Origin of the sequence: Neobacillus oceani, from assembly GCF_046237595.1 — a bacterium.
GTDB lineage: Bacteria > Bacillota > Bacilli > Bacillales > Cytobacillaceae > Bacillus_D > Bacillus_D oceani.
Genome location: NZ_CP143543.1, coordinates 4,152,805 through 4,177,332, shown reverse-complemented (window position 1 = coordinate 4,177,332; position 24,528 = coordinate 4,152,805). Strand labels below are relative to the sequence as shown.

Here is a 24,528-nt window from a genome sequence, read left to right as displayed (position 1 = left end):
GTGATTCATTAGTGGCTTCTTTCTACTTGCTTTGATCTAAAAGTTACCTGCTTGTGATGTTACACAGTGCTGCCGTCCTTTATAAGGGCAGCTGTTTTATCCCAACAAATTGGAGTTTTTAACATGAAAGTTATCTATCTATGCCAGCACTTTCCACCAGAAACAGGAGCGCCGCAAATCCGGGTGTATGAGGTAAGCAAGGAATTGATTCGGCGCGGCCTCCAGGCGGAAGTCCTGACCGCGTTCCCGCACCATCCAAAGGGAGTCATCCCGGACGAGTACAAGGGAATGTTTTATAAATTTGAAAATTGGGATGGCATTCCGGTCCATCGCTCTTGGATTTATCCATCGCCAAAGGGGAGCTTTTGGAAACGGCTCGCATCGTATTTTTCGTTTACGTTCAGCGCGTTTTATTCGATTTTCAAAGCGAGGCCGACCGATGTCATCATTTGTAACTCCCCGCCATTATTCCTCGGAATAACCGGGTATCTAGGCGCGAAAATCAAACGGGCGAAGTTTGTATTCAACGTTGCTGACATATGGCCGGAGTCTGCCGTCGAGCTTGGCATTTTGAAAAATAAAAACTTCATCCGGATGGCTGAGTGGCTCGAGATGTTCTTGTACCGGAAGTCGTGGAAAATTGCGACCGCGACAGAAGGCATCCGCCAGTATATGATTAACAAAGGGAAGAAGCCGGAGGACGTATTCCTGCTTCCAAACGGCGTCAATACCGATACATTCAAGCCGATGCCAAAGGATTCAGGCCTGCTCAAGGAAATTGGCGCTGAAGGGAAAAAAGTGTTCATGTATGCCGGAACATTCGGTTATGCCCAGGGGCTCGATTCCGTTCTGGAGGCTGCGGCATTATTGAAGGAAACCGACCCAGATGCGCATTTCCTCTTTGTCGGAGACGGCCAGGAGCGGGATAAGCTTCATAAAATGAAGGACGACCTGAAACTCGATAATGTGACTTTTTATGGCTCCGTTCCGGTCTCCGAGATGCCACGCTTATTTTCGGCGGCGGATTATAGCATCGTCTCCTTGAGGAACATTGATTTGTTCAAGGGGGCGCGCCCGTCGAAAATCTTCCCTGCGATATCCTGCGGCGTTCCGGTCCTGTATTGCGGCGTCGGTGAGAGTGCCGCCATTCTTGAGGAATACAATTGCGGTAAAATCGCTCCGCCGGAAAATCCCGAAGGAATCGCAGCCGCAATTCGCGAACTAATGAGAGTTGACGAAGCAAAATATACCAAGATGAGCGAAAACGGCAGGAAGCTTGCTGTTGACCAGTATTCGTGGATTAGTATCGTTGATGACCTTTTGGAGCAAATAAAAGGCGCGGCGAAGAAATAAGGTTGTACAGTGCGGGGCAGAGTTGCCCCGCACTTTGTTTTGGGGTGGGGGGATTTTCACTTTGCTGGTGATGAGATTTTTAGGTGGGGGTCGGGAGAGTTTTATCTAATTTTGAGCTAGCAGATTGCTATCGCATCCTAGCTTTTATGAACCAGAATCGTAACTTTATGAACCGGAACTGCTTATTTATGAACTGTAAGTAAAATTTATGAACCGGAAACCTGATTTTATGAACCGTTATCAAAATTTATGAACCTGGGACTATTCCAAGCGAGGTTATAGACGCATTTATATGGATAAGAGTTCTCATAAGAGGGTTCTGCAGATTATCGTTCCGGAAGTGGATTCTAATTTAGAAATTTCAGAACTTATGTTTGATCTTGTCCCGGCTTTTATGAACCGAATTTGTGTATTTATGAACCGTAATTGCAATTTTATGAACCACAAACAGAATTAATGAACCGGAAACCTCAATTTATGAACCAATATCCATTATTTATGAACCTGAACCCGCTAGGATTTTTAAAACACTAACAAGAACGTCATGAAAAAGAGTGAACCTATCAATTCAAAATCCGCACTCTATCACCAAAGACATAACCAAAAATTAACCAACGCGAACCAACCACTCGGACATAAATAAAATTCCGCACCCACTACTAAATGGTGCGGAATTTTTATTAAACCTAATAGATTAATTCGATACAGTCGTTCCCTTGAAGTAGTGGGTGACGATTTGTTCGGCTGTGTAGCCTTTTTCAGCGAATCCTTTGGCTCCGTATTGGCTCATGCCGATGCGGTGGCCCCAGCCTTTTCCGGTCACGATGACTTCGGATATGCCGTCTCCTTCGCTGGAAACGACGCCTCCGGAGGTTTGGATTGATACTCCCGAACCATCCAGAGTAACGGTGCCTTGAGGTGTCTTGACTGTGTAGCCTTTAAGGGTTTCGATGGCTGTTGTGCCTGTCGTTGTTTGGACTGACATAGCCGCGGTTTTCCTCTTAACCGAGATATCAAACCAGTTTGAGTAAAGCATATTATAGGCACTTGAATTTTTAATGGGGAATAACTTCCTAATGTCTGATTCATTACCTGTTTTGGTCATTGTTCCAGCGGATGTTTCAATCGTAACACCTCGTACTTCGCCATTCGCCCCTGTTTTTGAAAGGGTGATGTTGTAAAGGGTGGCCGTTTCCGGGTAACCGAACGATTTTAAGATGGTGGAAGCTGGAAATGTTTCTGTCCACGAAGAATACTTCGATGTTTCATATGGGTCATCGACGGAAACGAGATACGGATAGTAGGATTGGTTTGATCTCCAGACATCTCCTACGTTCGCTGTTTTTCCGCCACTAGTGGAAAAGAAGAACGTTTCCGCCACTTTACCGTCGTATTTTACAAGAAGGCCTTCAGTTTCCTTGATGGCCTCGTTCGACCTCGGATTCTCGGCTGTATAGCCGCCGTATACCTGGCTTGCAGCCGTGTTGGTCAGGGCGCGGATGCGGGTCGCATACGTCCGCGCGACGATTGCCTGCGCCTTTAGGGCTTCCATGTGCCAGGAGGCCGGCATTTCGCTCGGAACAACCCCTTTTAGATAATCCTCCATGCCAAGCGTGTTCATGACTTCAACCTTGTTTCCGTTAGGCTTCAGGAAAAAGCTTCCACGGTACGTCGTTTTGTTATTGATTGTCGTAAGAGACTCGGATGGAGCGTCAATCAGATTTATATACGTAAACGGCACCCAGCCTGTCTTTCCGGCCGCGGATACCCTGTACCATACCTGGCCTTGGGAGTTTGTAATCTCCTCAAGGAAATCGGCGGTGTCGTTTGCCTTGAAGGTATGGATGACATCATAGTTGGTGGAGGCGCCGCGCCTCATGTCGGTTTCATAGGTGAAAAAAGCAATTTTTTTGGTTGAAGAAACTTCCTGGAGATCGAACCCCTTGGCGGAAGTCCCGCTGAATCCGGTGTACGTAACGGTGACGCCCGCCGTTTCTTTTTTTACCGAAATGGTCGTTCCCGGGGGAATAACCTGGGCTTTTCCAGTATCTTTGTTAACAAGCTGGTACGTCCCATTCAAGACTATTGGAAAGCTCGACGCAAGTAAGATCGAGACATCGACTTTATTTTGGTACTGAACAGGCTCGGCCGCTTTTCCTGTTTGCGGAAAAGCAGATAATAAAAGCAGAAGGCAAAGGAACGGATAAAGTTTTTTCAACTTACTTCACCTCGCCAAGGGTGCTGATCATCCAGCCCCGGACTCCGGCGGAGGTTTCTACGTTGTACCAGGTTTCCCCGTTTGAGTTTGTGAACGTGTTCAAGTATTTCAGAGTTGTTCCCGCTTTAACGGTTGCTACAACCGTGTAGATGGTTGAAGCACCCCTGCGGATATTTGCTTCCGATTTAACTGTAACAGTTGTTGGAGCGGTCACAGCCGGCTTTGTTGTCGAAACTTCCCCAGAGAACACCCATCCAAGTATGGTTGGTGTTACTTCAATCCTGTACCATAGTCCTGTTGCAACTGTTACCGAGCCGATTACTTTCAAGGAACTCCCAGCTGGTTTGGAGGCAAGGATTTTATATTTGGTCGATGCGCCAGAGCGGATGTCGACAGAGGTCTTGGCATACACAACTGACGGCAGCTGTCCTTCAGCAGGCGGAGGCGCTGGAGGCGGTGTCTGGTTGCCGATTTGGGCTTTCAGGCTTTCAATCTCCTGCTGCTGTTTTGCTATTTTTGCTTCAAGATCGGCTGTTTTTGTTTGAAGGCCACTGATTTTCGTATTGATAGGATTAAGCTGGGATGTTACCCAATCTACGCTTGCAAGGACAACGTTCCCGGAAGCGTTCATTCCCATTGGTGTAACAATGACGGCCCCCGCGCCAATCCCAAGTGCGATTGCTCCTGCCGCAATTAGTTTTTTCGTTCGTTTCATTTGTTAAAAACCCCCTTATACATGTTTAAGAGAAAATGATAGGGGTAAAAGTAAAGCGTTGTCCCTATCATTTTCTCTGGAAGACTAGTATTCTATGAAAACCGCAGAATTGCGATCTATTCTATCGCGTGCTTGGCCTAAAGTTTGCTGAAATAAACTTCAAGTCCTTTGCGGATACCGATAGCTGAATTCTTCTTAAACGTATCGGAACGCATAAGGGATTCCTCTGTCTTGTTCGAAATGAAGGCAAGTTCGATGAGAATGCTTGGTAGCTCGTTCATGCGGTTTACATAAAATGTCTGCTCCTTGACGCCCCTGCTTGGCGTTCCAATCGACGAGACGAGATTCCTTTGGATATCACTTGCCATTGTAGCGCTCTTTACGCCATTGAAGTTGACCGTCGTATTGTAATACGTTTCCGTTCCTCTTGGAGTCCGGGAAGTATTCGCGTTCGCATGCAGGCTTATAAAAGCATCGTAATCAGATGCGTTCGCGATGGCCGTCCTTTGTGGAAGCTCCAGGAATACGTCTGTTGAACGGGTCATATATACAATTGCCCCTTGGCTTTCCAATTCTCTTTTTAGCAGAAGGCCTGTTGAAAGGACAACATCTTTTTCCCGTAATCCCGTAGGGCCGATTGCTCCTGGATCCTTACCGCCATGTCCGGGGTCAATAAGGATTTTTTTGCCGAATAGTCCTGTTTGCATGACTTTGATCGATACTTCGTTCTTGCTGTTACGAATGGTGAACGTATGCCCTGGCTGAAAGGTCAGAACGGCAATCTTATCCCCAGCGCCGGAATTTTGAACGGTAACCGATTCAATTCCTGGTATATAGTCCATAGGCGTTTCAATATTCGTCAGGCCGCCGGAAAGTTTCAGCTGGTTTCCGGATATTGAATACTTGAATTTGTAGTTGGATGACTTTTTCCAGACGAGATATTGGTCTCCATTCCTTACTTCCAAGGTTGGCGCTGAAAGCTTTTTGATTGTAAGCGACGTAGGGGAGGTAAGCGATTTGTCCACCCACCCGCGAATACCGGCAGCTGTTTCGACATTAAGCCAGCCGTTCAGCTCGTTCAGGACATTCACAGCCTCGTTTTCTTTCAAATAAACATAAACGGAGTAATTTGTTGAAGCTCCTCGCCTGATAGGGGCTTTGTTCAACCCATATACATAGGTGATTTCACTTTTTGATGAAACAAGTTCATTTTTAGGCACCCAGCCAGTGACACCTGTTGGCGTTTTGACATTGAGCCACGTTTGCCCTAAGGAGTTCGTGAACTCTTGTAAAAATGTAACAGTGCTTAAATAATCTAATTTTTGCTTAATTTTATATTCGAAGGTGGCTCCGGAATACAGGGAGGTGTTCCTTGTGGCAACGTATCTTGTCGGAGAAACATAGACAGGCTGCTGTGAAACGACTGACTCGTGCACCCAATAGTTTTGGTTTGACGGGGTCAGCACTTTGTACCATACATCTCCGTCTGCATCCGCCTGCTGCTCCAGGGCACTGAGTTTTGTACCTTTAGGATAAGATTCCATCACATCATTGGCCATTGAAGGGCCGCTGCGCACATTAGCCGTATCAACACTTACATACAAAGGCATGTCCAATGCCTGGACGGTGCCCATCTGTGAGGCGGGAATCCAGCCGGCAACTGTCGGAGTTGCCTGAACCCTTAGCCATAGCTCGCCTGACTGGGATGTGAAGGTTGCCAGGACAGGCACTTTCGCATTAAAGGAAAGATAGGCATTGACTGAGTAGGAGAGCGAGGCACCACGCCTTACTTCCGCGTTGTTGAGATATGAATAAACATCTGCGCCAATCTCCGGTGCTCCGCTTGGAAGCTCTGCAGCCGGTGGTGCGGGCGGTTCTGTTTCGGTTAATGTTTTGAATTTGGTGGCAGGTGCCCATCCTTTTACTGTTCCAAGGTCCACCCTGTACCATAATTGGCCAAAGGAATTTGTAAATTGATCAATGACTGTAACCTTTTGGCCAGAGGATATAAAAGTAACGACCGGGTAATTTACGGTAGCTCCCTTATGGATTTCGATTCTCTCAGCTGTGGTTAACTTGGTTGGCAAACGCATCTCTTCTGCGCCAGCGAGGACAGGGAACAGAACCGTTGTTGCAAGGACAGAAGAGGCTAAAAACTTTTTCACGTTATCGTTATCCCTCCATCGACATTCAGATTCATTACCTATTTTAGCGGAATATGTCAAACATTCCAATGCGAATATAGTTCTATTCTGGCAGTTTGGGAGATTATTGGTCAAATTGGAAAGAATAAAATTTCGGCTGAACCTGCTATACAACGGGATTTTTAACGAAAAAAGAACTGGATTCACTGGGATAAATTACCGTTTGTTTAAAAACAAAAAAAGCTCCCGCCCGAATGGCGGAAGCCTGTTTACGATATTTTTATGTGGAAATGGGCAACCGGCGGATCTTATTCATTCCCGTTCCCGCTGTCCCCATCATAGCCTGATGCCGCAGCGGAATTAGCCGAACTTGAGCCTGCCAGCGAAGAAGAACTTCCGGAACCTTCACCGCGCGCTTGTGTAAGCAGTGTGGTGAGTTCGGCAAGTGAATCTTCGTCCGGGATGAAATAGGAGCCATTGTTGATCGTCTTGTCGGTACCCTCAATCTTGAGGTTCTCGATTGGCGCGTTTTTAAGTTTGGAATAAAGTTTCACAAAGCTTGCAAACTTGGATGGAGGGATGTTTGTTTTCACGTTTTCCCCCATATCGTCTATCAAATTATCAATCTTAGTAATTGAGGTGAACGAAGTGCCTTTGTCAATAATCGCCTTAATGACCTGCTGCTGGCGCTGATTCCGGCCATGGTCGCCGTTCGGGTCGGTTTTCCTCATCCGGACGTAAGCAAGAGCTTCGTTTCCGTTTAGCTGCATCTCGCCCTTATAGTATGTCTTCCACTTCAAGCTGCCGGTCAACTGCGCTTTGAATGTAAAAGGAACATCGACTTTTACGCCATTCAGCGTATCGACAACATCCTCGAATCCATCAAAATTGGTAGAAATATAGTAATCGATTGGGACGTCCAGAAGGCTCTGGACTGCCTTGATGGTCGTTTCAATTCCGCCATTCCCGTACGAATGCGTAATTTTCGTCTTATAGCCTACCTCGTCGATATACAGCCTCGTATCCCTCGGGATGCTTAGCATGTAAATTTTTTCGGTTCTCGGATTGACAGTCGCCAGCATAAGGACATCCGACCGCTCCCCGCCACCTTGGGTTTCGAGCCCAACAAGCAGGACAGTGAATGGATCCTTTGTAACTTGGACATCAGGGGTTTTTTTATCAGCCTCAAGCTGATGGTATATTTTCTTAGAAGCTTTTTGGGTACTATAAAAAATCTCATATGCAAAAAAGGAGACGGTTCCAATCACAAGAGATGCCATCAGCAGAGCAATAATCCGGAAAACCCGCATTTTCCGTTTCTTCTTCCTTTTTATTCGTGTATTCTCAATCATGGAATTATCCTCACTTAAGTCGAAATATGAAACATAAATAGCTTACGGCAATACTTTATTTTATAGTAATTTCCAACTAGAGTAAATAGGATTATTTTTCAATCCAGTCTTTTTCCAAATAGCTTAGGCCGCCTTTTGTTATTGAAGCCTGGCCGTTTGTCAGCTCAGTCATCCAGGCAGTAAACTCCCCTGTTTCATTTTCCTTCACAAAAACGTCAAAAATCGCTTTTTCCGCATAGTCGACACCGTTCAGGATGTATGGCGAGCTCCTCAATTCGTTTTCAAGTTTCCCAATCCAAGTATAGTCGACCGAAACCTTCATGCTTTGCATAAGGGTTCTCTCCACAATCCCAGTTGCATTGAGCCCTTCTGAAGCAGATTTGCCATAGGCGCGAATCAATCCGCCAGCGCCAAGCTTGATGCCTCCAAAGTACCTTGTTACAACAACGACCGAGTCCTTCAAGTTCTTCTTTTTTAAAACTTCTAGAATGGGAACCCCGGCTGTACCGCTCGGTTCCCCGTCATCATTCGCTTTTTGGATTTGGTCGTTTTCGCCTATCAGGTAGGCGGAGCAATTATGGGTCGCGTCCCGGTGGAGCCGCTTGATTTCCGCGATGAAATCCTGTGCCTCGGCTTCCGATTCGGCACGGGCACAATGCGCGATGAACCGTGATTTTTCGATGACGATCTCATGTGTGCCAGTTTGTTTCACAGTACGATAAAAAGCAAGCATTCCAGGGCTCCTTTCTTCCCTTCTTGTTAACTACCCGTTATTTAATATTTCCCAACCTCTACTATAGTCCTTTTTAGCTAAAAAAACTAAAATATTCAACATTGAAAAATTTTAACATGCTATAATTATTACTGTTTGTATAGTGTAATTTAGTAGTTCAGGGAACCAAAATTTTGAGTTTAGTTAAAAAATCCTAGTACAATAATGTTTAGCCACCCATCCTATAGGCTAAAGGATTTAGATAGAGAAATCAATCGTGAATCGAATTGCCGATTTTTGGCGAAAACCTAAATTTATGCCAAATTTAGATAGTTTCATTTTATCTTTCACGATAAACTAGGGAAAAAGGGCTTAATCTGCCAAATGGCAGCCGAGTCCGTTACGGAGTTTAGGTGGGGCGGAGAATGGCAATGGGTATAAAGGATTTTGATACGAAAACATTAGATATCATTCTTGAAAGAATGATTGAATCCGTCGGGAAGAGCAAGGATGAAATTTTCAGGATCGGCGAGCAATCGAGAACCGACCATGAAATGCTCACATCCGAACTGGCAGAGGTTGAAGAACTAACCGCCAGGGTGATATGTGAGGGAGACAGGCTCGAGGGACAGGTGCGCAAAGCGCGGGATGTTCTTTCCGAAGTGAGCATGCACTTTAAGGATTATACCGAGGATGAAGTGCGTGAAGCCTACGAGAAGGCGCACCAGCTGCAGATGGAACTGACCCTGAACAGGCAGATGGAACGGCAGCTCGGTGAACGGAAAAAAGATTTGCAACGAAGGATGTGTAGCATCCGGGAAACAATTGATCGGGCAGACCACCTTGTTTCGCAAATTTCCGTCGTCATGAATTATTTGATGAGCGACTTGAAGGAAATGGGCGAAATCCTTGAGGATGCAAAGCTCAAGCAGGAATTCGGCATAAAAATCATCGAGGCGCAGGAAGAAGAGCGGAAGAGGCTGTCGCGGGAGATCCATGACGGGCCCGCGCAAATGCTTGCAAATGTCATGATGCGCTCCGATTTGATTGAGCGCGTTTACCGTGAAGACGGAATAGAGGCCGCTATTGCCGAAATAAAAAGCTTTAAGCAAATGGTCAGGACCTCACTCTACGAAGTGCGCCGGATCATTTACGATTTGCGCCCGATGGCTCTCGATGATCTCGGCCTCGTACCGACCCTCAAAAAATACTTGAGGACCATTGAAGATTATTACAAAACAGTAAAAATTACATTTTTCAACTTGAAAGAAGAGCGACGCCTTCCCGCCAATTACGAGGTAGCGCTGTTCAGGCTTATCCAGGAATCTGTCCAAAACGCGCTTAAGCATGCGGAGGCGACTGAAATCCAGGTAAAGCTCGAAATATCAGGGAACGCTGTTACCGTCGTTGTAAAAGATGACGGTAAAGGATTTGATCCGAAAAAAAGGAAGTACAATTCGTTTGGCATAATGGGAATGAAGGAAAGAGTCGACCTTTTGGGAGGCCAATTTGCCATCTCCTCCAAGCCAGGGAAGGGAGCCGCGGTCATTATCCAGGTTCCATTTCCGGATGGGAAGTAAGTGGCAGGCAGTAGTTACAAGGAGGCGATAGGATTGAAAACGAGAATAGTAATTATTGATGACCATCAGCTTTTTCGTGAAGGTGTAAAAAGGATCCTTGAGTTTGAAAAGTCTTTTCAGGTTGTTGCCGAAGGAGATGACGGGACTGCTGCCCTCGATTTGATCCGGGAATTTGATCCGGATGTTGTCATCATGGACATCAATATGCCTACCCTGAACGGGGTAGAGGCAACGGGGCGCGTGATGGAACGTTATCCGGATGCGAAGGTTATCATCCTGTCGATTCATGATGATGAGAATTATGTGATGCATGCGCTTCAGACAGGCGCCTGCGGCTACCTTTTAAAGGAAATGGATGCCGACGCGCTTATCGAGGCCGTCAAGGTCGTTGCCGCCGGGGGCTCCTATCTCCATCCGAAGGTAACGCATAACCTTGTAAACGAATATCGCCGCTTGGTCGGATCCGGTGAAGAAAGCGCGGCCGCAACACTCCAGCAGCCTGAAATCCGCCGCCCGCTCCACCTCCTGACGCGGAGGGAATGCGAAGTGCTTCAAATGCTCGCTGATGGGAAAAGCAACCGCGGCATCGGTGAAGCCCTTTACATTAGCGAAAAGACAGTCAAGAACCATGTAAGCAACATCCTGCAAAAGATGAATGTGAACGACCGTACCCAGGCAGTCGTTGTAGCCATCAAAAACGGCTGGGTGGAAGTTAAATAAGGTTTTGAGCGGCCGGATTCGGGCGCTACTGCGATGTAAAAGTCGAACGGCCGGTTCGGGCAGTAACAGCCATTTTAGAAAGAAGAATGCCCTGACTGGTGTGGGCTGCCACAACATACATAGGTTCATCAAGTTACATGGGCCAAAGAACACGGGAGGATTCCCGTGTTCTTTTTTTACAAAAATAAGGGTTAAAGCTTGTGGTTTTCTTGGGCAATTCAACTAGAAAATTGTCGAATTGATAGGGTTTTTGGAAAAGTTACTGATAGGAATCTAAGAAACTCCATTTTTCACGAACTTAATTCTCTTTTGGATGAAATCGATGTAACCCAGCCGGCAAAATACGATCCAAACGGGAATGTCCTAAATGCATCGTCAAACCGGATTAAACACCTGAAATACAATGGGCAACCAATCAATCCAGCACAGCAATTCATTGTCGTAACGAACAATTATCGTGCAAGGATGCGGTTATAGTTTTTCAGAGAGCAGGTTGTGCGTTTAACAGTTATGAAACAGTTTTTCGTTTTCCCTGGCAGGTTGGGCGTTGTTGCTATTTGTCTGCTATTTTGTTTGTTGGCATAGTTTGGTTGTTTTAAAGAATCATGGTGCTGCGCTTTTGTTCAATGGTGCATTCGGGCCGTAGTTTCGGTACAATGGTAGCAACGAAGATTGGATAAGGATGGTAAACAATGAAAACGGCAGTCGTAACAGATAGCACAGCCTACATACCCCGTGACGTGCGGGAAAAATTGAATATATACATGGTTCCGTTGAATGTCATTTTCGGTGAAGAAGCGTATCAGGAAGAGGTCGAATTGGGAGCGGCCGAATTTTACGAGGAGGTCAAAACAAAGGAATTACCAACGACTTCCCAGCCGCCGATCGGACAGTTTGTCGAGCTGTATGAACGGCTTGCCCGTGAATACGATGCGATCATCAGTATCCATTTGTCGAGCGGAATCAGCGGTACGTACCAGGGTGCCGTAACAGCGGGCGGTATGGTCGAAGGGGCGAAGCTTTACCCGTTCGATTCAGAAATCAGCTGCATGGTACAGGGATTCTATGTCCTTGAGGCGGCTGAAATGGCACAGCGCAGCGAAGAACCGGATGCCATTCTCGCCAGGCTTGGAGAAATGAAGCAATCCGTCCGCGCCTATTTCATGGTCGATGACCTCTCCCATCTCCAGCGCGGCGGCCGCCTGTCCAGTGCCCAGGCGTTCATCGGTGGCCTGCTCCAGGTCAAACCGCTCTTACATTTCGAGGACAAAAAAATCGTTCCTTTTGAAAAAATCCGAACCCGAAAACGGGCAATGAACCGGATTGTTGATCTGCTCGGCGAATCCGTCGCTGAAGGCGGCCAATACAGAGCAGTTATCATCCACGCCAACCGCGAGGATGAAGCCCTCGAATGGAAAGCCGAACTTGAAACGGCCTTCCCCCACGTCGAGTTCATGGTCAGTTATTTCGGCGCCGTTATTGGTACCCATCTTGGAGAAGGTGCGATGGGAATGGGTTGGTACAAGAAATAGGGATTTTAGTATGTAGTTTTGTAGCCACCCTGGGTGAAGCAGGGTGGCTTCTTTATTTTTGAGTCATTTGGAGAATAACAGGTCTCGGTTCATAAATTGTGAATCCGGTTCAAAAAACCGCTTGATTGGTTCATAAAATCCGAAACCGGTTCATAAAACGTTCAACGCGGTTCATAAACTGCCAAACCTGGTTCATATAAGCTAGAGGCTGCTATCATGTTTATACTGAAATTAGGAAGCGCGGCAAGTAAGTCAACCGCCAGCCACCCAGGCGGAGCTGGGTGGCTTTTTCACTTTCATGAGTCTTTGTGAGATTAACAGGTCTCGGTTCATAAATTGGGAATCCGGTTCATAAAACCGCTTAATTGGTTCATAAAATTCGAAACCGGTTCATAAAACGTTCAACGCGGTTCATAAAAGCTAGATGCCGTTATCATGTTGATACTAAAATAAGGAACGGCGGTAAGTAAGCTAGCCTCCAGCCATCCTGGCGAAGCAGGGTGGCTTGTTCACTTTCAGGAGTCTTTGTGAGATTAACAGGTCTCGGTTCATAAATTGGGAATCCGGTTCATAAAACCGCTCGATTGGTTCATAAAATCCGAAACCGGTTCATAAACCGTCCAACGCGGTTCATAAACTGCCAAAACTGGTTCATAAAAGCTAGAGGCCGCTATCATGTTGGTACTGAAATTAGGATGCGTGGCAAGTAAGTCAACCGCCAGCCACCCAGGTGGAGCTGGGTGGATTTTTTACTTTCATGAGTCTTTGTCAGATTAACAGGTCTCGGTTCATAAATTAGGAAATCCGGTTCAAAAAACCGCTCGATTGGTTCATAAAATCTGTAACTGGTTCATAAAACGTTCAACGCGGTTCATAAACTGCCAAAACTGGTTCATAAAAGCTAGAAACCGCTAGCAAGTTGCTAGATACGCCCAGTATAATCAGCTGTTTCCAACGGTGTTCAAAGAATGTTCAAATATTCCCTGCAATTCAGGAAGGGAAAGCGACCATTCATAGAGAAATCACCAAATTACAACCAAAAAGGAGTGGAATTTTTTGAAAGTAAAAGAAAGAACAATCCCCCTTCGCATCCTCAAGGATGAAGCCCTCCTCAGGAACATTTCTCCTAAAAATCCAGCGTATCCGGTAATTGAAAACGACTATTATCGGCGAAAAGCAGGTTACTGGGGAGAAACCCAGATTGATTACTACCTCCGATTACTTCCCCATCAAAACAAATACTACATTCTGAATGACCTCCGAATCCCGTTCCAAGGAAGCTTTTTTCAAATCGATTCCCTCATTTTAACCACGAGATATTGCCTAGTAATTGAATCGAAAAATATTAAAGGAATCTTATTTTTTGATGGTGTATTTGACCAACTGATCCGGATTAACGGTGATACGGAAGAGGCCTTTGAAGACCCGATCACCCAAGCGAAGAATATTCTCCTGCAGCTCAAAGCGATTTTATTAAAGTTAATCCCCAATTTGCCTTTCGATTATATAGTTTCTGTTGCCAGCCCTAAAACGATTTTAAAATCAGACGTAAAAACGAAGAAGCGAGTTTGCCATGCTTCCAGCCTTGTCCAGAAAATCATTGAGTTGGATGACTATTATACTGATGATGTTATCCAAACCTCTGAAATCGAAGAAGTTTGCAATTTTCTTCTTAAACTTCATAGCCCCGAACAACAGAATATATTAGAAATTTACCGCTTAATGGAGAGGGATATTTTGAAAGGGGTTCTTTGCCAAAAATGCAACGGGAAAATGGTGTTTGTGAATGCAAGGTGGATTTGCTGCCACTGTGGCAATGGTTCACAGGATGCACACTTACAGAAATTAAAGGATTACTTTCTCATCTTTCGTCCATCCATTACAAATAAGCAGCTGCGCACTTTTCTTGAGATTAAGTCGAGGCGCGTGGCATATCGCATTTTAACAAACAGCCAACTGACATGGAGTGGGGAAGGGAAAGGGAGAGTTTATTTTGCTCCTACTTCATTGGTACCTGCCAATATGAACTTTGGAGAGGAAGAGCAGTATGAGATTTGAAATTTTACAAGGCAAAATTGTCCCTATCTACCCAAAAGAAGAACAGCCGCATTTTCCTCCTGGCACCCAACGGATCTCCCAACTGCAAACCATCCCGCATCCACCGCTCAACCCCGATTTTACCCCGAACCCAAACCTACAGGAACTCCTCGCCGGAAAACAGCTTCTCTTCGACGATATCGAACTGCCACTTGAAGAAATCCAGGATCACTATGAAAATGGCATCCTAACTTATTCGAAAGGAATCGAATATATTAGAAAAAAACCTCATTGCTTCCGGTGTGGGAACAAGGATCCCCAGCTGTTCGCATCATTTGCATGTTCCCGGTGCGGGGAAGTTTGCAGGTATTGTAGGAAGTGCATCATGATGGGGCGGATCAGTGATTGCACCCCGCTGATTGGCTGGTCGGGACCGCCATCAGTTTTTCAAGCCACTGGGAAAATTCTCGATTGGGATGGGACTCTTTCCGATGGCCAGCTCGTCGCAGCAACCAGGGCTGCAGAAGCCGTCCACGAGAATACTAGTGTCCTAGTCTGGGCTGTTTGTGGAGCGGGGAAAACTGAGGTACTGTTTCCGGCGATTGAAGCAGCGATCGCAAGCGGTAAACGGGCCTGTATCGCCACCCCAAGGACTGACGTCGTCCTCGAACTCACTCCCCGCCTTAAGGAGGCCTTTCCTTCCATAAAAATCGCTTCCTTGTACGGTGGAACCGAGGAGCGCCACACATGTGCCCAGCTGACGATTGCGACGACCCACCAGCTGCTCCGGTTCCGCCATGCGTTTGAAACGATGATCCTTGATGAAGTTGATGCATTCCCGTACACAATGGATGAATCGCTCCAATATGCCGCTAAAAGGGCAAGAAAGCCGGTCTCCTCCATCATTTATCTTACCGCCACCCCGAGCACAAAGTGGCAGGCGGAATGCCGGTCCGGGAAACGCCCATACGTAACAATACCGGCGAGGTTCCATCGGCATCCTCTTCCCGTCCCCGAATTTTCCTGGTGCGGCAACTGGCGGAAACAGCTTCAAAAAAATCAGCTGCCAAAAGAATGCGCAAGATGGGTCAACGAAAGAATCAAGGTAGGCAAGCAGGCACTCATCTTTTTCCCGAATATCGAATTGATGCAGGCCGCTTTGCCGATTTTACAAAAACTTCATAAAGGAATCGAATCTGTCCACGCCGGGGACCCTGACCGAAAAGATAAGGTTCAGAGAATGCGGAACGGAGAAACGCCCATCCTCCTGACTACCACCATCCTTGAGCGCGGCGTCACACTCGCAAACATTGATGTCGCAGTCATTGGTGCTGAGGACCGCATTTTTGCCGAAAGCGCCCTCGTCCAAATCGCCGGGCGGGCAGGAAGGAGCGCAAAGCACCCAACCGGTGTCGTAACATTCTTTCATTTTGGAAAAACAAATGCGATGGTCGATTCCCGAAAGCAAATACTCGCGATGAACAGGGAGGGGAAAGCCAAGGGTCTGCTTGATTAATAACTGGCTACTGGAATTTATCCTTACGCAAAAATCCTGGCATGGCCTTTCAGCCGATTGGCCGCTCCGGAAATACGAAAATGAACCCGGGAATTGATAGAGGAGGGCTTAAATGCTTTTTACAACAAACCGCTGCCTGCTGTGCGGGAATGAAACCGATGAAGAGGAATCATGGACTAACCTATTTGCGCAAGTGAAGGAATACATAGTTTGCGAGCCATGCACGAAACGCCTACAAAGAGTGGACGGAAGCCAATGCGGCATTTGCGGGCGCCCGTTTTCCGGATACGACGAGAGGTTCAGGGTCGGAGAGCTTTGCGGTGACTGCCACCGCTGGGAACAGGATGATGAGTGGACGGGGCTGCTTACCCGGAACCGTTCGCTTTACGTATACAATGATTTTCTAAAGGAAGTCATTGCACGGTTTAAGTACCGGGGTGATTACATCCTGGCAAGGGCGTTCAGCGAATTGGCCGCTAAGGAAATCAGAAAGTGGAAGCCGGATATTGTTGTGCCAATCCCGTTAAGCCCAGAAAGACAGTATGAGCGGGGCTTTAACCAGGCGGAGGCGATCGTAAGGGAAGCAGGGCTGCCATATGAGCTTTTGCTTGCAAGGACCCACGGTGAAAAGCAATCGAAGAAATCCCGGGAAGCGCGGATCCATATCCCGCAGGTTTTCCGCCTCGTGGAAACTCCAATACTCAACTCGAAAAAAATCCTTCTCATTGATGATATTTACACAACGGGTTCGACTCTCCGCCATGCGGCTAAACTGCTGAAGGAAGCGGGGGCTGGGGAAATATCCTCTCTAACGATTGCCAGAGGATGACACGAATCTCCATTTTGCGACAAGCTCCAAAACCAACTGGTAAAGCAAAATAACGTATGTTTTTGTGAAAAAAGAAGGTTGTCACTATATCCTTAGGGCAATTGTAAAATTTTCGACAAACTTTTTGTTCTGTTTTAGCAGGATTCTCATAGGGTAAGAGAGAAGTATATTTACATAGTCTTAACAAAAGGAGGAGTTTCATTATGAATTACAACATTCGTGGTGAAAACATTGAAGTAACTCCAGCAATTCGCGAGTATGTGGAAAAAAAGATTTCCAAACTGGATAGGTACTTTACTGAGGCCCCGGATTCAAATGTAAACGTAAATCTAAAAGTTTACCAAGACAAAACTTCCAAAGTGGAAGTGACCATTCCGATGCCGCATCTAGTCCTCCGCGCCGAAGAGAGCCATGAAGACATGTATGCAGCGGTCGACTTGATTACCGATAAATTGGAACGCCAAATCCGTAAGCATAAAACGAAAGTAAACCGTAAATTCCGTGAAAAAGGCGATTTCGCCGCGCTGTTCGCAACTGTACAGGGATCCGATTCATCCGAGTTCGAGGATGAAGAACTTGAGGTAGTCCGTACAAAGCGATTTGAACTAAAGCCAATGGACAGTGAAGAGGCCATCCTTCAGATGAACATGCTTGGCCATAACTTCTACGTCTTCACGAACGCTGAAACGAACCAAACCAACGTAGTTTACAAGCGCCACGACGGCCGCTACGGTTTGATTGAAGCCCATTAAAAAATGCAATCCGGTTCCCGTTTCGGGAGCCGGATTTTTTAACTAAAACCGTAACCGGGAGCTCTTTTTAAAAATGTAAAGGATTTTCATTTAGAGTATCGAAATGTAGGGTATTAGATGTACAATACATACGAAGGGGGACGTTTACATGACCTTTTCCATTGTCGGGTTCGATCCAGTTGAAAAAGAATGGGGGATAGCCGTCCAATCAAAATTTCTCGGAGTGGGCGCGGTGGTGCCGTGGGCGAAAGCCGGTGTCGGCGCGGTTGCAACCCAGTCGTACGCCAACACAACGTATGGCCCCAAGGCACTCGAGCTTATGGCCGCTGGGAAAACAGCGGAAGAAACGCTGCAAATCATCCTTGAGGAAGACAGGGAACGGGAAATGCGCCAGGTTGGCCTTATTGATGCCCAAGGCAATGCCGCGACTTTTACAGGCTCTCAGTGCTACAAGTGGGCAGGGGGCGTAACTGGGCCCCATTTTGCGGCCCAGGGGAACATACTTGTCGATGAAACAACCGTTTCACAAATGGCCGCGGCATTCATGGAGACGAAGGGAACCCTTGCCGAACGCCTTTTGGCGGCACTGGACGCGGGCCAGGCGGCAGGAGGGGATTCCAGAGGCCAACAGTCCGCCGCTCTCTACGTCGTCAAGGAGCGGGGAGGTTACGGCGCTTTCAATGACCGTTACGTTGATCTCCGGGTCGACGACCATCCAGAACCAATTAAGGAACTGATCCGTATTTACGGCCTCCAGCAGCTTTATTTCGCACCTTCCAAGCCGGAGCGGATCGTACCGATTACAGGCGACGTTGAAACCGAGCTTGTTCAGCATTTAGGGCGCCTTGGTTATTTTAAAACAAACATTGCCGGTAAACAGGAAACACTTAAAGCGCTAACAGCCTATTTGCACACTGAAAACTTTGAAATGCGGGAACAGGAGGAAGGCTACATCGACCTCGATGTTCTTGAATACATGAAAACACAGGAACCGTCTACACAACAGAAATGAGATGAACGTTGAATGAAACAAGCTGATTTATTCATGGCCTTTTTCCGGGTTGGCATGCTCGGATACGGCGGGGGACCTTCATCCATCCCTCTCGTCCAAAAAGAAGTCGTGTCCCGCTACAAATGGATGGACAGCGAGGAGTTTGGCGATGTCCTCGCCCTCGCAAACGCACTTCCGGGGCCAATCGCAACAAAACTCGCGGGTTACATCGGATACCGGATTGCGGGATATACAGGGATGCTGAATGCCGTCTTGGCAACGATCGTCCCGACCATCATTTTAATGATTCTGCTCCTAACCGGGCTGAATGCTTTCAAGGATCAGCCATGGGTCCAGGGGGCGGCTAGCGCGGTCGTCCCGGTGGTCGCCGTCATGCTCTTGACGATGACATGGGATTTTATTAAAAAATCACTAGGCTCAACCCTTGGAAACGTCTGGACGATTATGTTGCTGGTAGGAAGCTTTGTCCTTCTTGAAGCACTCGGTGTCCATCCGGCCATCATCATTTTTGCCCTGCTTCTCGGTGCCTTGCTGAAAAGGGACAAGAAGGAGGGAGGTACACCGTGATTTATCTGCAGATATTCTGGGCGTTTTTCATTCCTGGAATTCTTGGATACGGCGGCGGGCCATCGACTATTCCATTGATTGAAACCGAAGTTGTTGACCGCTATGGCTGGATGACAACCAGCGAATTTTCCGAAGTTCTCGCAATGGGGAACGCGCTCCCTGGGCCAATCGCAACCAAAATGGCTGGCTACATAGGCTATGAGATGGGCGGCACACTAGGCGCGGCTGTCGGAGTTTTCGCCAGCGTCGCCCCATCGTTGGTACTGATGATTGGGCTGCTTAGTCTGCTCATGAAACACAAGGAATCGCCAAAAGTAAAACGCATGACCATCATCGTCCGGCCGGTCATCGCCGCTTTGCTAGCCGTCATGGCATATGACTTTTTTATTGAATCTTACCAGGGGCCGGGCCTTTTGCACACGGTATTCCTCGCAGCGGCCAGCCTTGTCCTGATGGAAAAAATAAATGTCCATCCGGCTTATGTCATTGCCGGAAGCCTTTTGTATGGGGCGATATTTCTTGGATAAATAGAAAAACCGAAAAGGGGAAGGAACCTTTTCGGTTTTTTGGTATGCAGACTTTGTGTGTGAAAAAATCGACATACCTGTAGGATTTCCTTTTACAACTAATGTCGCTAAGTAGGAAAAAGAGAGCTAATACGGCAAGTTTCAGCAAATATTTCCCGGGAAAAGAATAAAAGCAACCCGAAATTTGTCGGGTTGCTTTTACTTATGTCTTGGGAGCGGCGCGTTTGACAGTTATTGTATAAGATGTTTCTTTTCCTTCTGGTGATTTTACCGTCACTGTGAAATTGTTTAACCCCACGTTTAATGCCTTATTACCGATCCCGCTGACAGTATCATTGGAATCCTTGGATTCTCCAATAATAGTTATGGTTGAAATTGAATTATCCACCTTTACCGTATAGTTAAGGCTGTAAGGGGAAAAGATTGGGCTTAAATCCTGATTGTTCACCTCAAGTTTACTTAAGGCCGGCATAGCCTGTCTCGGTGCATGAGCGGCATTCATGGCTTTTTCTTTTGCATCTTTCCCTATTCCGTGGCACTTGGAACACGGTATATCTTTGTTCGCTTCTGATTTCAAATGACCATCCGACGTTTCGGGATCAGGTATTTTTCCTTTAACTCCATATATAGCTGTAATGCCATTATGGCATTTGAAGCAGAAATCTCTTTCTACTGCCGGAGTCCAATCGCCGGTTTCAACAGCAAAAGGCTGCTTGTTTTCATGTCCAATTGTTGTTTTAAGCTGCTTAATATTTGAAGAACCGTGTGTATCATGACAGTCCGCGCAAGGTATATGGCCAGCCAATGGACTTCCATCCAGTGCTTTAATCGTATGTCCGGAAAAAACAAGCTCAGCGGGAGAAATAGTCCTTTTAATGAAGGACGATTCTCCGTTAATTTCTTCATAATCAGCCTTAACCTGTTGAGTTAAATTACTATAATACTGGGCAATGTTAGCAGCTTTGGCGGTGTCATTATTAATGCTTTGATAATCCGGATTATGGCATCGGAGGCAGAGGCCGTAATCTTCATAAACTCCTATTGCCGTGTTTGCATTTTTATATTCAAATAGTTGGTATTCTACCCTTGGGTCACCAAGTTTTTCGGCTGTCTTGGTATCATGGCAAGTTTCACAAAGCTGGGATTTGCTGCTTATTTCAACCGATGGCTTTCCTGGCTGGGGCACCATGTCATCATGTTTATAAATAAAATGCCCTTGAGTTAGATTCGGATTGGCAGTCGACCACTCGGAATGTGGATTATGACAGCTGGAACAGGAACTTCCCGTTAATGTTCCGTCCATACTAATTCCAGGATTATGCGAATGGGTACTTTGGTTATTCTCCGGTAAAGGCGCAACCGTTCCGTCGTGACATGCCATACAATATAGGTCAACTGTTAAATCTCGATTATCATTTTCGCTGTTTTTCTTCTGGTCTAAAAGCTTTAGATTACTGGCAGCATGTGTGCTATGACAATTCGCGCATGTATTGAAATTGCCTGAAAAGATTCCATGCGGGCTTTCACGATGAATCGTTTTATTATTATAAGCAACCTCATAAACTTTTCTATTAGTTTCTGCAAAAGAAATACTTTCCGTCGTAAAAGACCATATTCGTGGGAAAGCTCGATTCCCAGCAGGATCCAGTACACCGGATGGATTAATTGAAATATGATATTTTGTACTTGTTTTTAAAGGCTGAGTAAGTTCGAATATTACTTCCTTAGTAGCTTCCGTGTAACCAACGAAAATAACCGGAATCGGTGTAGAGGATCCGCTTTTTGTCAGTGTTAGGCTTTTCTGTAATTCCAGTTCGTTAATTGCGTTGGCATCCAAAATCTTAAACTTAAATTTTGTAGTATTTTTATCGACTGCGACTTGCGACATATTCGGTTTAGGTTCCAGACTGCTCGGTAAAATGACCGGCCGTAGTGTATCTAATATAAAGCTAATGCTTACAGGAGTCCCTAAATTGCCCGCCCGGTCAATCGCCTTGGCGAATACAGTATGTTTTCCTTGACTCATTTGAGAATCCTGATAAACAAAAGTTCCAGAATTGCTCGGGTTTTCTGGGACCAGAATCCAATTGCCTTCTAGTTCGCCATCTGTGCTCTCTGTACAATCAAGGCAGATTTGGACACTTGAACCTGGTTCAGTAGCCATTTCTATTGAACTGGTATTGGAAAAGGAGCCTTCTTTTTGATTTAAGAATTCAATCTTGGGTTCAGTTATATCAACAAAAACCTTGATTGTTTGAGAAGGGGGAGAAAGCGTTCCTTCTGAGCCCGTTGCTATAGCATAAATATTATTTGCCCCGGTTTTCAAAGGAACTGTAACTTTCCAGGTATTATCTATTATTGAATCCGTTGCACCGATGGATTCATTTTCGCTAAAAATACTTACAGATGTAACTGAACCAAAATTTTCAACAGTGCCGGAAACCGTTATCTCCTTTGTGTTAATGACAGTATCGGTTTTTGGTGTAAAAATAGTAACCAAGGGTTCGGTTCCTTGTGGAGTTTGAGCCAGGACAACTGAACTTTTGGGTAATTGTGGCGGAAGGATCAAAAATATACATAAAACGATTATAGTTATTAGGTTGAAGGCAGTTTTATGCAGGAGTCCTTTATTATCCATTTAGTACCCCTCATTTCTTCAAAAGATGCAAAATCTTGGAATTGTCTACATTTACATTATAATCCCATTGTTGAGATGGCACTAGTGAATATGGTAATAATTCAATGAATATTCATATATGAATAAATTCGGAATGGTAGGGATAAATCAAGGTTCATCTTTTACATTACTACCTTTTGTCTTACAAAAAATAGTCATATATGAACCTCTTCAAAAAAGGGCCAGCATATATACTTTGAGAAAATCCCATTTCTTGTAATCTATTTTTTATTTTTTAGTTTGGCTTTCCGAAATCCTACAAAACTATTTAAGAGCAAGGAAAATTTCATGTTGTTTTGCTTGGGGAACTGTCAATTGAAAATATTTAGAGAAGAGTAAAAAACAGCCCACAAACGTGAGCTGTTTTAACCAATATTTTTGACACCCAATTCAACAACAGTGGGGCTATTGGTGAATTAGTTATGGTGTTGGTATTAATTTATTGCCTTTGAATTCATTGCTATCAGTAATAAATCCATTTGGAGAATGGATATTATTAAAATCGTTGTTATTAATTAACCCTGAAGATTTTGAAGAAGTATGACATCCATAACATACTGCCATGTTAGTATAGCGTTTCAAAGCAGAAGATGCGTTTACATCCTTCAAATATTCCTTAGCCTGATCAGCTGTGAAGCCTCCTGGATTTTGTAGAGTTTCATAGGTTCTACCGAGTGCATCTGACATGATTTTAGCATCAGTTCCGTGGGCATAGTGACAGCGAGCGCAGTTATAGCTATCGCTCATGGTATGGTGATTGTAGTTCTTATCTATACCAGTATCAACTTTTGTCTGGGTAAAGTAATCAACGTGGCAAGATCCGCACCACTCGTTAAATTGCACACCTTTCCCACCTGTTGTCAGGTAACCATTTAAAGTCCTTGTAGGTTGAACTCCACCAACGGAAGGAATTGCTTGACCTAACTTATCTGTCGTTACTTCGAATAGATCAACAGTATATGCTTTCTGAATATCACTAATTTTAGTGATAGTTTTACCTTCAGGTACTTTGAAATATGCTTTTGAATTGTTGAACCAATAATCTCCAGCAGTTGCTTGATCCTTACTTACAGTAACTGGAGTTGCACCGTCGTACATCTTAGGCCAGGAAGAGGTGTTGTCCACACCAGTTTTTGACAAATAAACACCAGGCGCATTCTTCCAAGCACCACCAAGGTACCTTTGTAGCTGAAGAACACGGTCATCTTTTTTAAGGCCAGTATTTTCATAATAGGCACCAGGGGCAATGTCAGCTTCTGTAATTGTAATATCCTTAAAGAAGTAATCATTTAAGCTTTGGGCATTAATAGTACCAGTCGGAGGGGTTTTTTGAACTGGGACATTCATCAGTTTATTCCCATAAACAGTACTAGGTTTTCCAGCCCCATCAACTACAGCTGTTCTTTCAACACTAGACATTCCGTTCGGGCTGTTTTTCAATAGGCGACTAGAGAAAGATCCGTGTGGGTCATGACAACTTGCACAAGTGAATTCACCTGTCCAAGTCGCCCCAGTCGCTTTTGAATTGGAACCAGGCGCTGCACTGATTTCTAACGCACCAGTAGACATATGGACTGACATATTGCCATCATGTGTACCACCAAATGTACCAGCACCCATGTCCTCTGCATTTGAAGTTCCAAATACATTATAGAATCCTAATGTCCCGTCGTGACATGCAGTACAAGTATTGTATGCACCATTTTTAAACAACAAGCTTTTGGAAGAAGCAGCTGTGTGCGTTTGGTGACAGCTTGCACAGGAGTTAGTGTTATTCTGATAAGAACCGTGAAGTTTATGAGCTCCATTGGTTGTCTTATCATTTTTCATTTGACGATCTGGGTTTTTAATAAGAGTTCCTTCACCAGTTTTATGAGCATTAGGTAAGTCATTATCAGGTTTAGTCAAATCTTTTGTTGGAACAGTACCGTTATGCAAAACAACTTTCATAGCGGTTTTAGGAGATTCCCCATCTGCATTTACTGCAGTAACTTCTACATTGTAAGTTATTGCTTTTTCAAGCCCGGTTTTAGTATAAGTTGTTCCTGTGGCATCTTCTCCAGTTGTAGAACCATCCCAGTAAATCTTATAACCAGTTGCATCATCTACTTGTTTCCAAGTTAATGTTACTGAATCTTTAGTGGGCGATGTGAATTTTAGCTCTGTCGGAGCAGTTGGAGCTGCGGCAAAGGCCACGATGCTCAGCATTCCCACTAACACTAAAGATAGTAAGAAAGAAAAGCTTAATTTTGCCTTACTCAATTGAAAAACCTCCCTGTTTTTCT

18 protein-coding genes and 1 pseudogene are annotated in these 24,528 nt (G+C 45.4%); 12 read left to right on the top strand and 7 right to left on the bottom strand.

What is annotated here, in order from left to right; genetic code table 11:
- Nucleotides 1-123 precede the first annotated feature (123 nt).
- The gene (locus V1499_RS21125) at nucleotides 124-1,353 is read left to right on the top strand and encodes a glycosyltransferase family 4 protein (RefSeq protein WP_409272328.1); all 1,230 of its coding nucleotides are present in this window, start codon (nucleotides 124-126) and stop codon (nucleotides 1,351-1,353) included.
- A gap of 694 nt (nucleotides 1,354-2,047) precedes the next feature.
- On the opposite strand, the gene V1499_RS21120 is transcribed toward V1499_RS21125, so the two are convergent.
- From V1499_RS21120 to V1499_RS21100, 5 genes are all read right to left on the bottom strand, one after another.
- Entirely contained in the window at nucleotides 2,048-3,571 is a 1,524-nt protein-coding gene (locus tag V1499_RS21120; RefSeq protein WP_409272326.1) for a SpoIID/LytB domain-containing protein, read from the bottom strand.
- Between the two features lies 1 nt (nucleotide 3,572).
- Nucleotides 3,573-4,286, bottom strand: coding sequence for an SH3 domain-containing protein (locus V1499_RS21115; RefSeq protein ID WP_409272324.1), 714 nt, complete (start codon nucleotides 4,284-4,286; stop codon nucleotides 3,573-3,575).
- 137 nt (nucleotides 4,287-4,423) lie between these two features.
- The gene (locus V1499_RS21110) at nucleotides 4,424-6,451 is read right to left on the bottom strand and encodes an N-acetylmuramoyl-L-alanine amidase (RefSeq protein WP_409272322.1); all 2,028 of its coding nucleotides are present in this window, start codon (nucleotides 6,449-6,451) and stop codon (nucleotides 4,424-4,426) included.
- Between the two features lie 287 nt (nucleotides 6,452-6,738).
- On the bottom strand, nucleotides 6,739-7,782 hold the full coding sequence (locus tag V1499_RS21105; RefSeq protein WP_409272320.1) for an LCP family protein: 1,044 nt from the start codon (nucleotides 7,780-7,782) through the stop codon (nucleotides 6,739-6,741).
- A 91-nt stretch (nucleotides 7,783-7,873) separates the two neighbouring features.
- Nucleotides 7,874-8,515 (bottom strand): YigZ family protein, encoded by a 642-nt coding sequence (locus V1499_RS21100; protein WP_409272318.1) that lies wholly within the window; start codon nucleotides 8,513-8,515, stop codon nucleotides 7,874-7,876.
- Nucleotides 8,516-8,925: 410 nt separating this feature from the next.
- On the opposite strand from V1499_RS21100, the gene V1499_RS21095 reads away from it, so the two are divergent.
- The 11 genes and pseudogenes from V1499_RS21095 (at nucleotide 8,926) to V1499_RS21045 (ending at nucleotide 19,566) form a co-directional block, all read left to right on the top strand.
- Nucleotides 8,926-10,074 carry a sensor histidine kinase gene (locus V1499_RS21095; protein WP_409276359.1) on the top strand — a complete coding sequence of 383 codons (1,149 nt, stop codon included), beginning with the start codon at nucleotides 8,926-8,928 and terminating at the stop codon, nucleotides 10,072-10,074.
- Nucleotides 10,075-10,107: 33 nt separating this feature from the next.
- Nucleotides 10,108-10,794: a response regulator gene (locus V1499_RS21090; RefSeq protein WP_409272317.1), complete on the top strand. Its 687-nt coding sequence runs from the start codon at nucleotides 10,108-10,110 to the stop codon at nucleotides 10,792-10,794.
- A 318-nt stretch (nucleotides 10,795-11,112) separates the two neighbouring features.
- Nucleotides 11,113-11,256 (top strand): annotated as a pseudogene (locus tag V1499_RS21085) (5'-nucleotidase C-terminal domain-containing protein); the annotation flags it as partial.
- A gap of 230 nt (nucleotides 11,257-11,486) precedes the next feature.
- Entirely contained in the window at nucleotides 11,487-12,326 is an 840-nt protein-coding gene (locus tag V1499_RS21080) for a DegV family protein (protein ID WP_409272316.1), read from the top strand.
- A gap of 1,056 nt (nucleotides 12,327-13,382) precedes the next feature.
- Entirely contained in the window at nucleotides 13,383-14,384 is a 1,002-nt protein-coding gene (locus V1499_RS21075) for a nuclease-related domain-containing protein (protein WP_409272314.1), read from the top strand.
- The gene (locus V1499_RS21070) at nucleotides 14,374-15,879 is read left to right on the top strand and encodes a DEAD/DEAH box helicase (RefSeq protein ID WP_409272313.1); all 1,506 of its coding nucleotides are present in this window, start codon (nucleotides 14,374-14,376) and stop codon (nucleotides 15,877-15,879) included. Before V1499_RS21075 ends, V1499_RS21070 begins: the two co-directional genes overlap by 11 nt.
- 112 nt (nucleotides 15,880-15,991) lie before the next feature.
- A complete protein-coding gene (locus V1499_RS21065) occupies nucleotides 15,992-16,708 on the top strand; it encodes a ComF family protein (RefSeq protein ID WP_409272311.1) in 717 nt (238 codons plus the stop codon).
- Nucleotides 16,709-16,911: 203 nt separating this feature from the next.
- Nucleotides 16,912-17,460 carry a ribosome hibernation-promoting factor, HPF/YfiA family gene (hpf, locus tag V1499_RS21060; RefSeq protein ID WP_409272310.1) on the top strand — a complete coding sequence of 183 codons (549 nt, stop codon included), beginning with the start codon at nucleotides 16,912-16,914 and terminating at the stop codon, nucleotides 17,458-17,460.
- 148 nt (nucleotides 17,461-17,608) lie between these two features.
- Nucleotides 17,609-18,472, top strand: a complete 864-nt coding sequence (locus V1499_RS21055) for a DUF1028 domain-containing protein (RefSeq protein WP_409272308.1) — start codon at nucleotides 17,609-17,611, stop codon at nucleotides 18,470-18,472.
- Between the two features lie 12 nt (nucleotides 18,473-18,484).
- Nucleotides 18,485-19,039, top strand: coding sequence for a chromate transporter (locus V1499_RS21050; RefSeq protein WP_409272306.1), 555 nt, complete (start codon nucleotides 18,485-18,487; stop codon nucleotides 19,037-19,039).
- Nucleotides 19,036-19,566, top strand: coding sequence for a chromate transporter (locus V1499_RS21045; protein WP_409272304.1), 531 nt, complete (start codon nucleotides 19,036-19,038; stop codon nucleotides 19,564-19,566). The genes V1499_RS21050 and V1499_RS21045 overlap by 4 nt, the downstream gene beginning before the upstream one ends.
- Nucleotides 19,567-19,768: 202 nt before the next feature.
- Here the strand turns inward: V1499_RS21045 and V1499_RS21040 are convergent, their stop codons facing one another.
- Nucleotides 19,769-22,204: a multiheme c-type cytochrome gene (locus V1499_RS21040; protein ID WP_409272302.1), complete on the bottom strand. Its 2,436-nt coding sequence runs from the start codon at nucleotides 22,202-22,204 to the stop codon at nucleotides 19,769-19,771.
- Nucleotides 22,205-22,663: 459 nt separating this feature from the next.
- Complete coding sequence (locus tag V1499_RS21035; RefSeq protein WP_409272300.1) at nucleotides 22,664-24,505, bottom strand: cytochrome c3 family protein; 1,842 nt, start codon at nucleotides 24,503-24,505, stop codon at nucleotides 22,664-22,666.
- Nucleotides 24,506-24,528 lie beyond the last annotated feature (23 nt).

What these genes read in the sequence shown, in the direction of transcription:
- V1499_RS21125 (WP_409272328.1), top strand. Translation starts at nt 124, where the DNA reads ATGAAAGTTATCTATCTATGCCAGCACTTTCCACCAGAAACAGGAGCG.
- V1499_RS21115 (WP_409272324.1), bottom strand. Translation starts at nt 4,286, where the DNA reads ATGAAACGAACGAAAAAACTAATTGCGGCAGGAGCAATCGCACTTGGG.
- V1499_RS21105 (WP_409272320.1), bottom strand. Translation starts at nt 7,782, where the DNA reads ATGATTGAGAATACACGAATAAAAAGGAAGAAGAAACGGAAAATGCGG.
- V1499_RS21100 (WP_409272318.1), bottom strand. Translation starts at nt 8,515, where the DNA reads ATGCTTGCTTTTTATCGTACTGTGAAACAAACTGGCACACATGAGATC.
- V1499_RS21095 (WP_409276359.1), top strand. Translation starts at nt 8,926, where the DNA reads ATGGGTATAAAGGATTTTGATACGAAAACATTAGATATCATTCTTGAA.
- V1499_RS21080 (WP_409272316.1), top strand. Translation starts at nt 11,487, where the DNA reads ATGAAAACGGCAGTCGTAACAGATAGCACAGCCTACATACCCCGTGAC.
- V1499_RS21070 (WP_409272313.1), top strand. Translation starts at nt 14,374, where the DNA reads ATGAGATTTGAAATTTTACAAGGCAAAATTGTCCCTATCTACCCAAAA.
- V1499_RS21065 (WP_409272311.1), top strand. Translation starts at nt 15,992, where the DNA reads ATGCTTTTTACAACAAACCGCTGCCTGCTGTGCGGGAATGAAACCGAT.
- hpf (WP_409272310.1), top strand. Translation starts at nt 16,912, where the DNA reads ATGAATTACAACATTCGTGGTGAAAACATTGAAGTAACTCCAGCAATT.
- V1499_RS21055 (WP_409272308.1), top strand. Translation starts at nt 17,609, where the DNA reads ATGACCTTTTCCATTGTCGGGTTCGATCCAGTTGAAAAAGAATGGGGG.
- V1499_RS21050 (WP_409272306.1), top strand. Translation starts at nt 18,485, where the DNA reads ATGAAACAAGCTGATTTATTCATGGCCTTTTTCCGGGTTGGCATGCTC.
- V1499_RS21040 (WP_409272302.1), bottom strand. Translation starts at nt 22,204, where the DNA reads ATGGATAATAAAGGACTCCTGCATAAAACTGCCTTCAACCTAATAACT.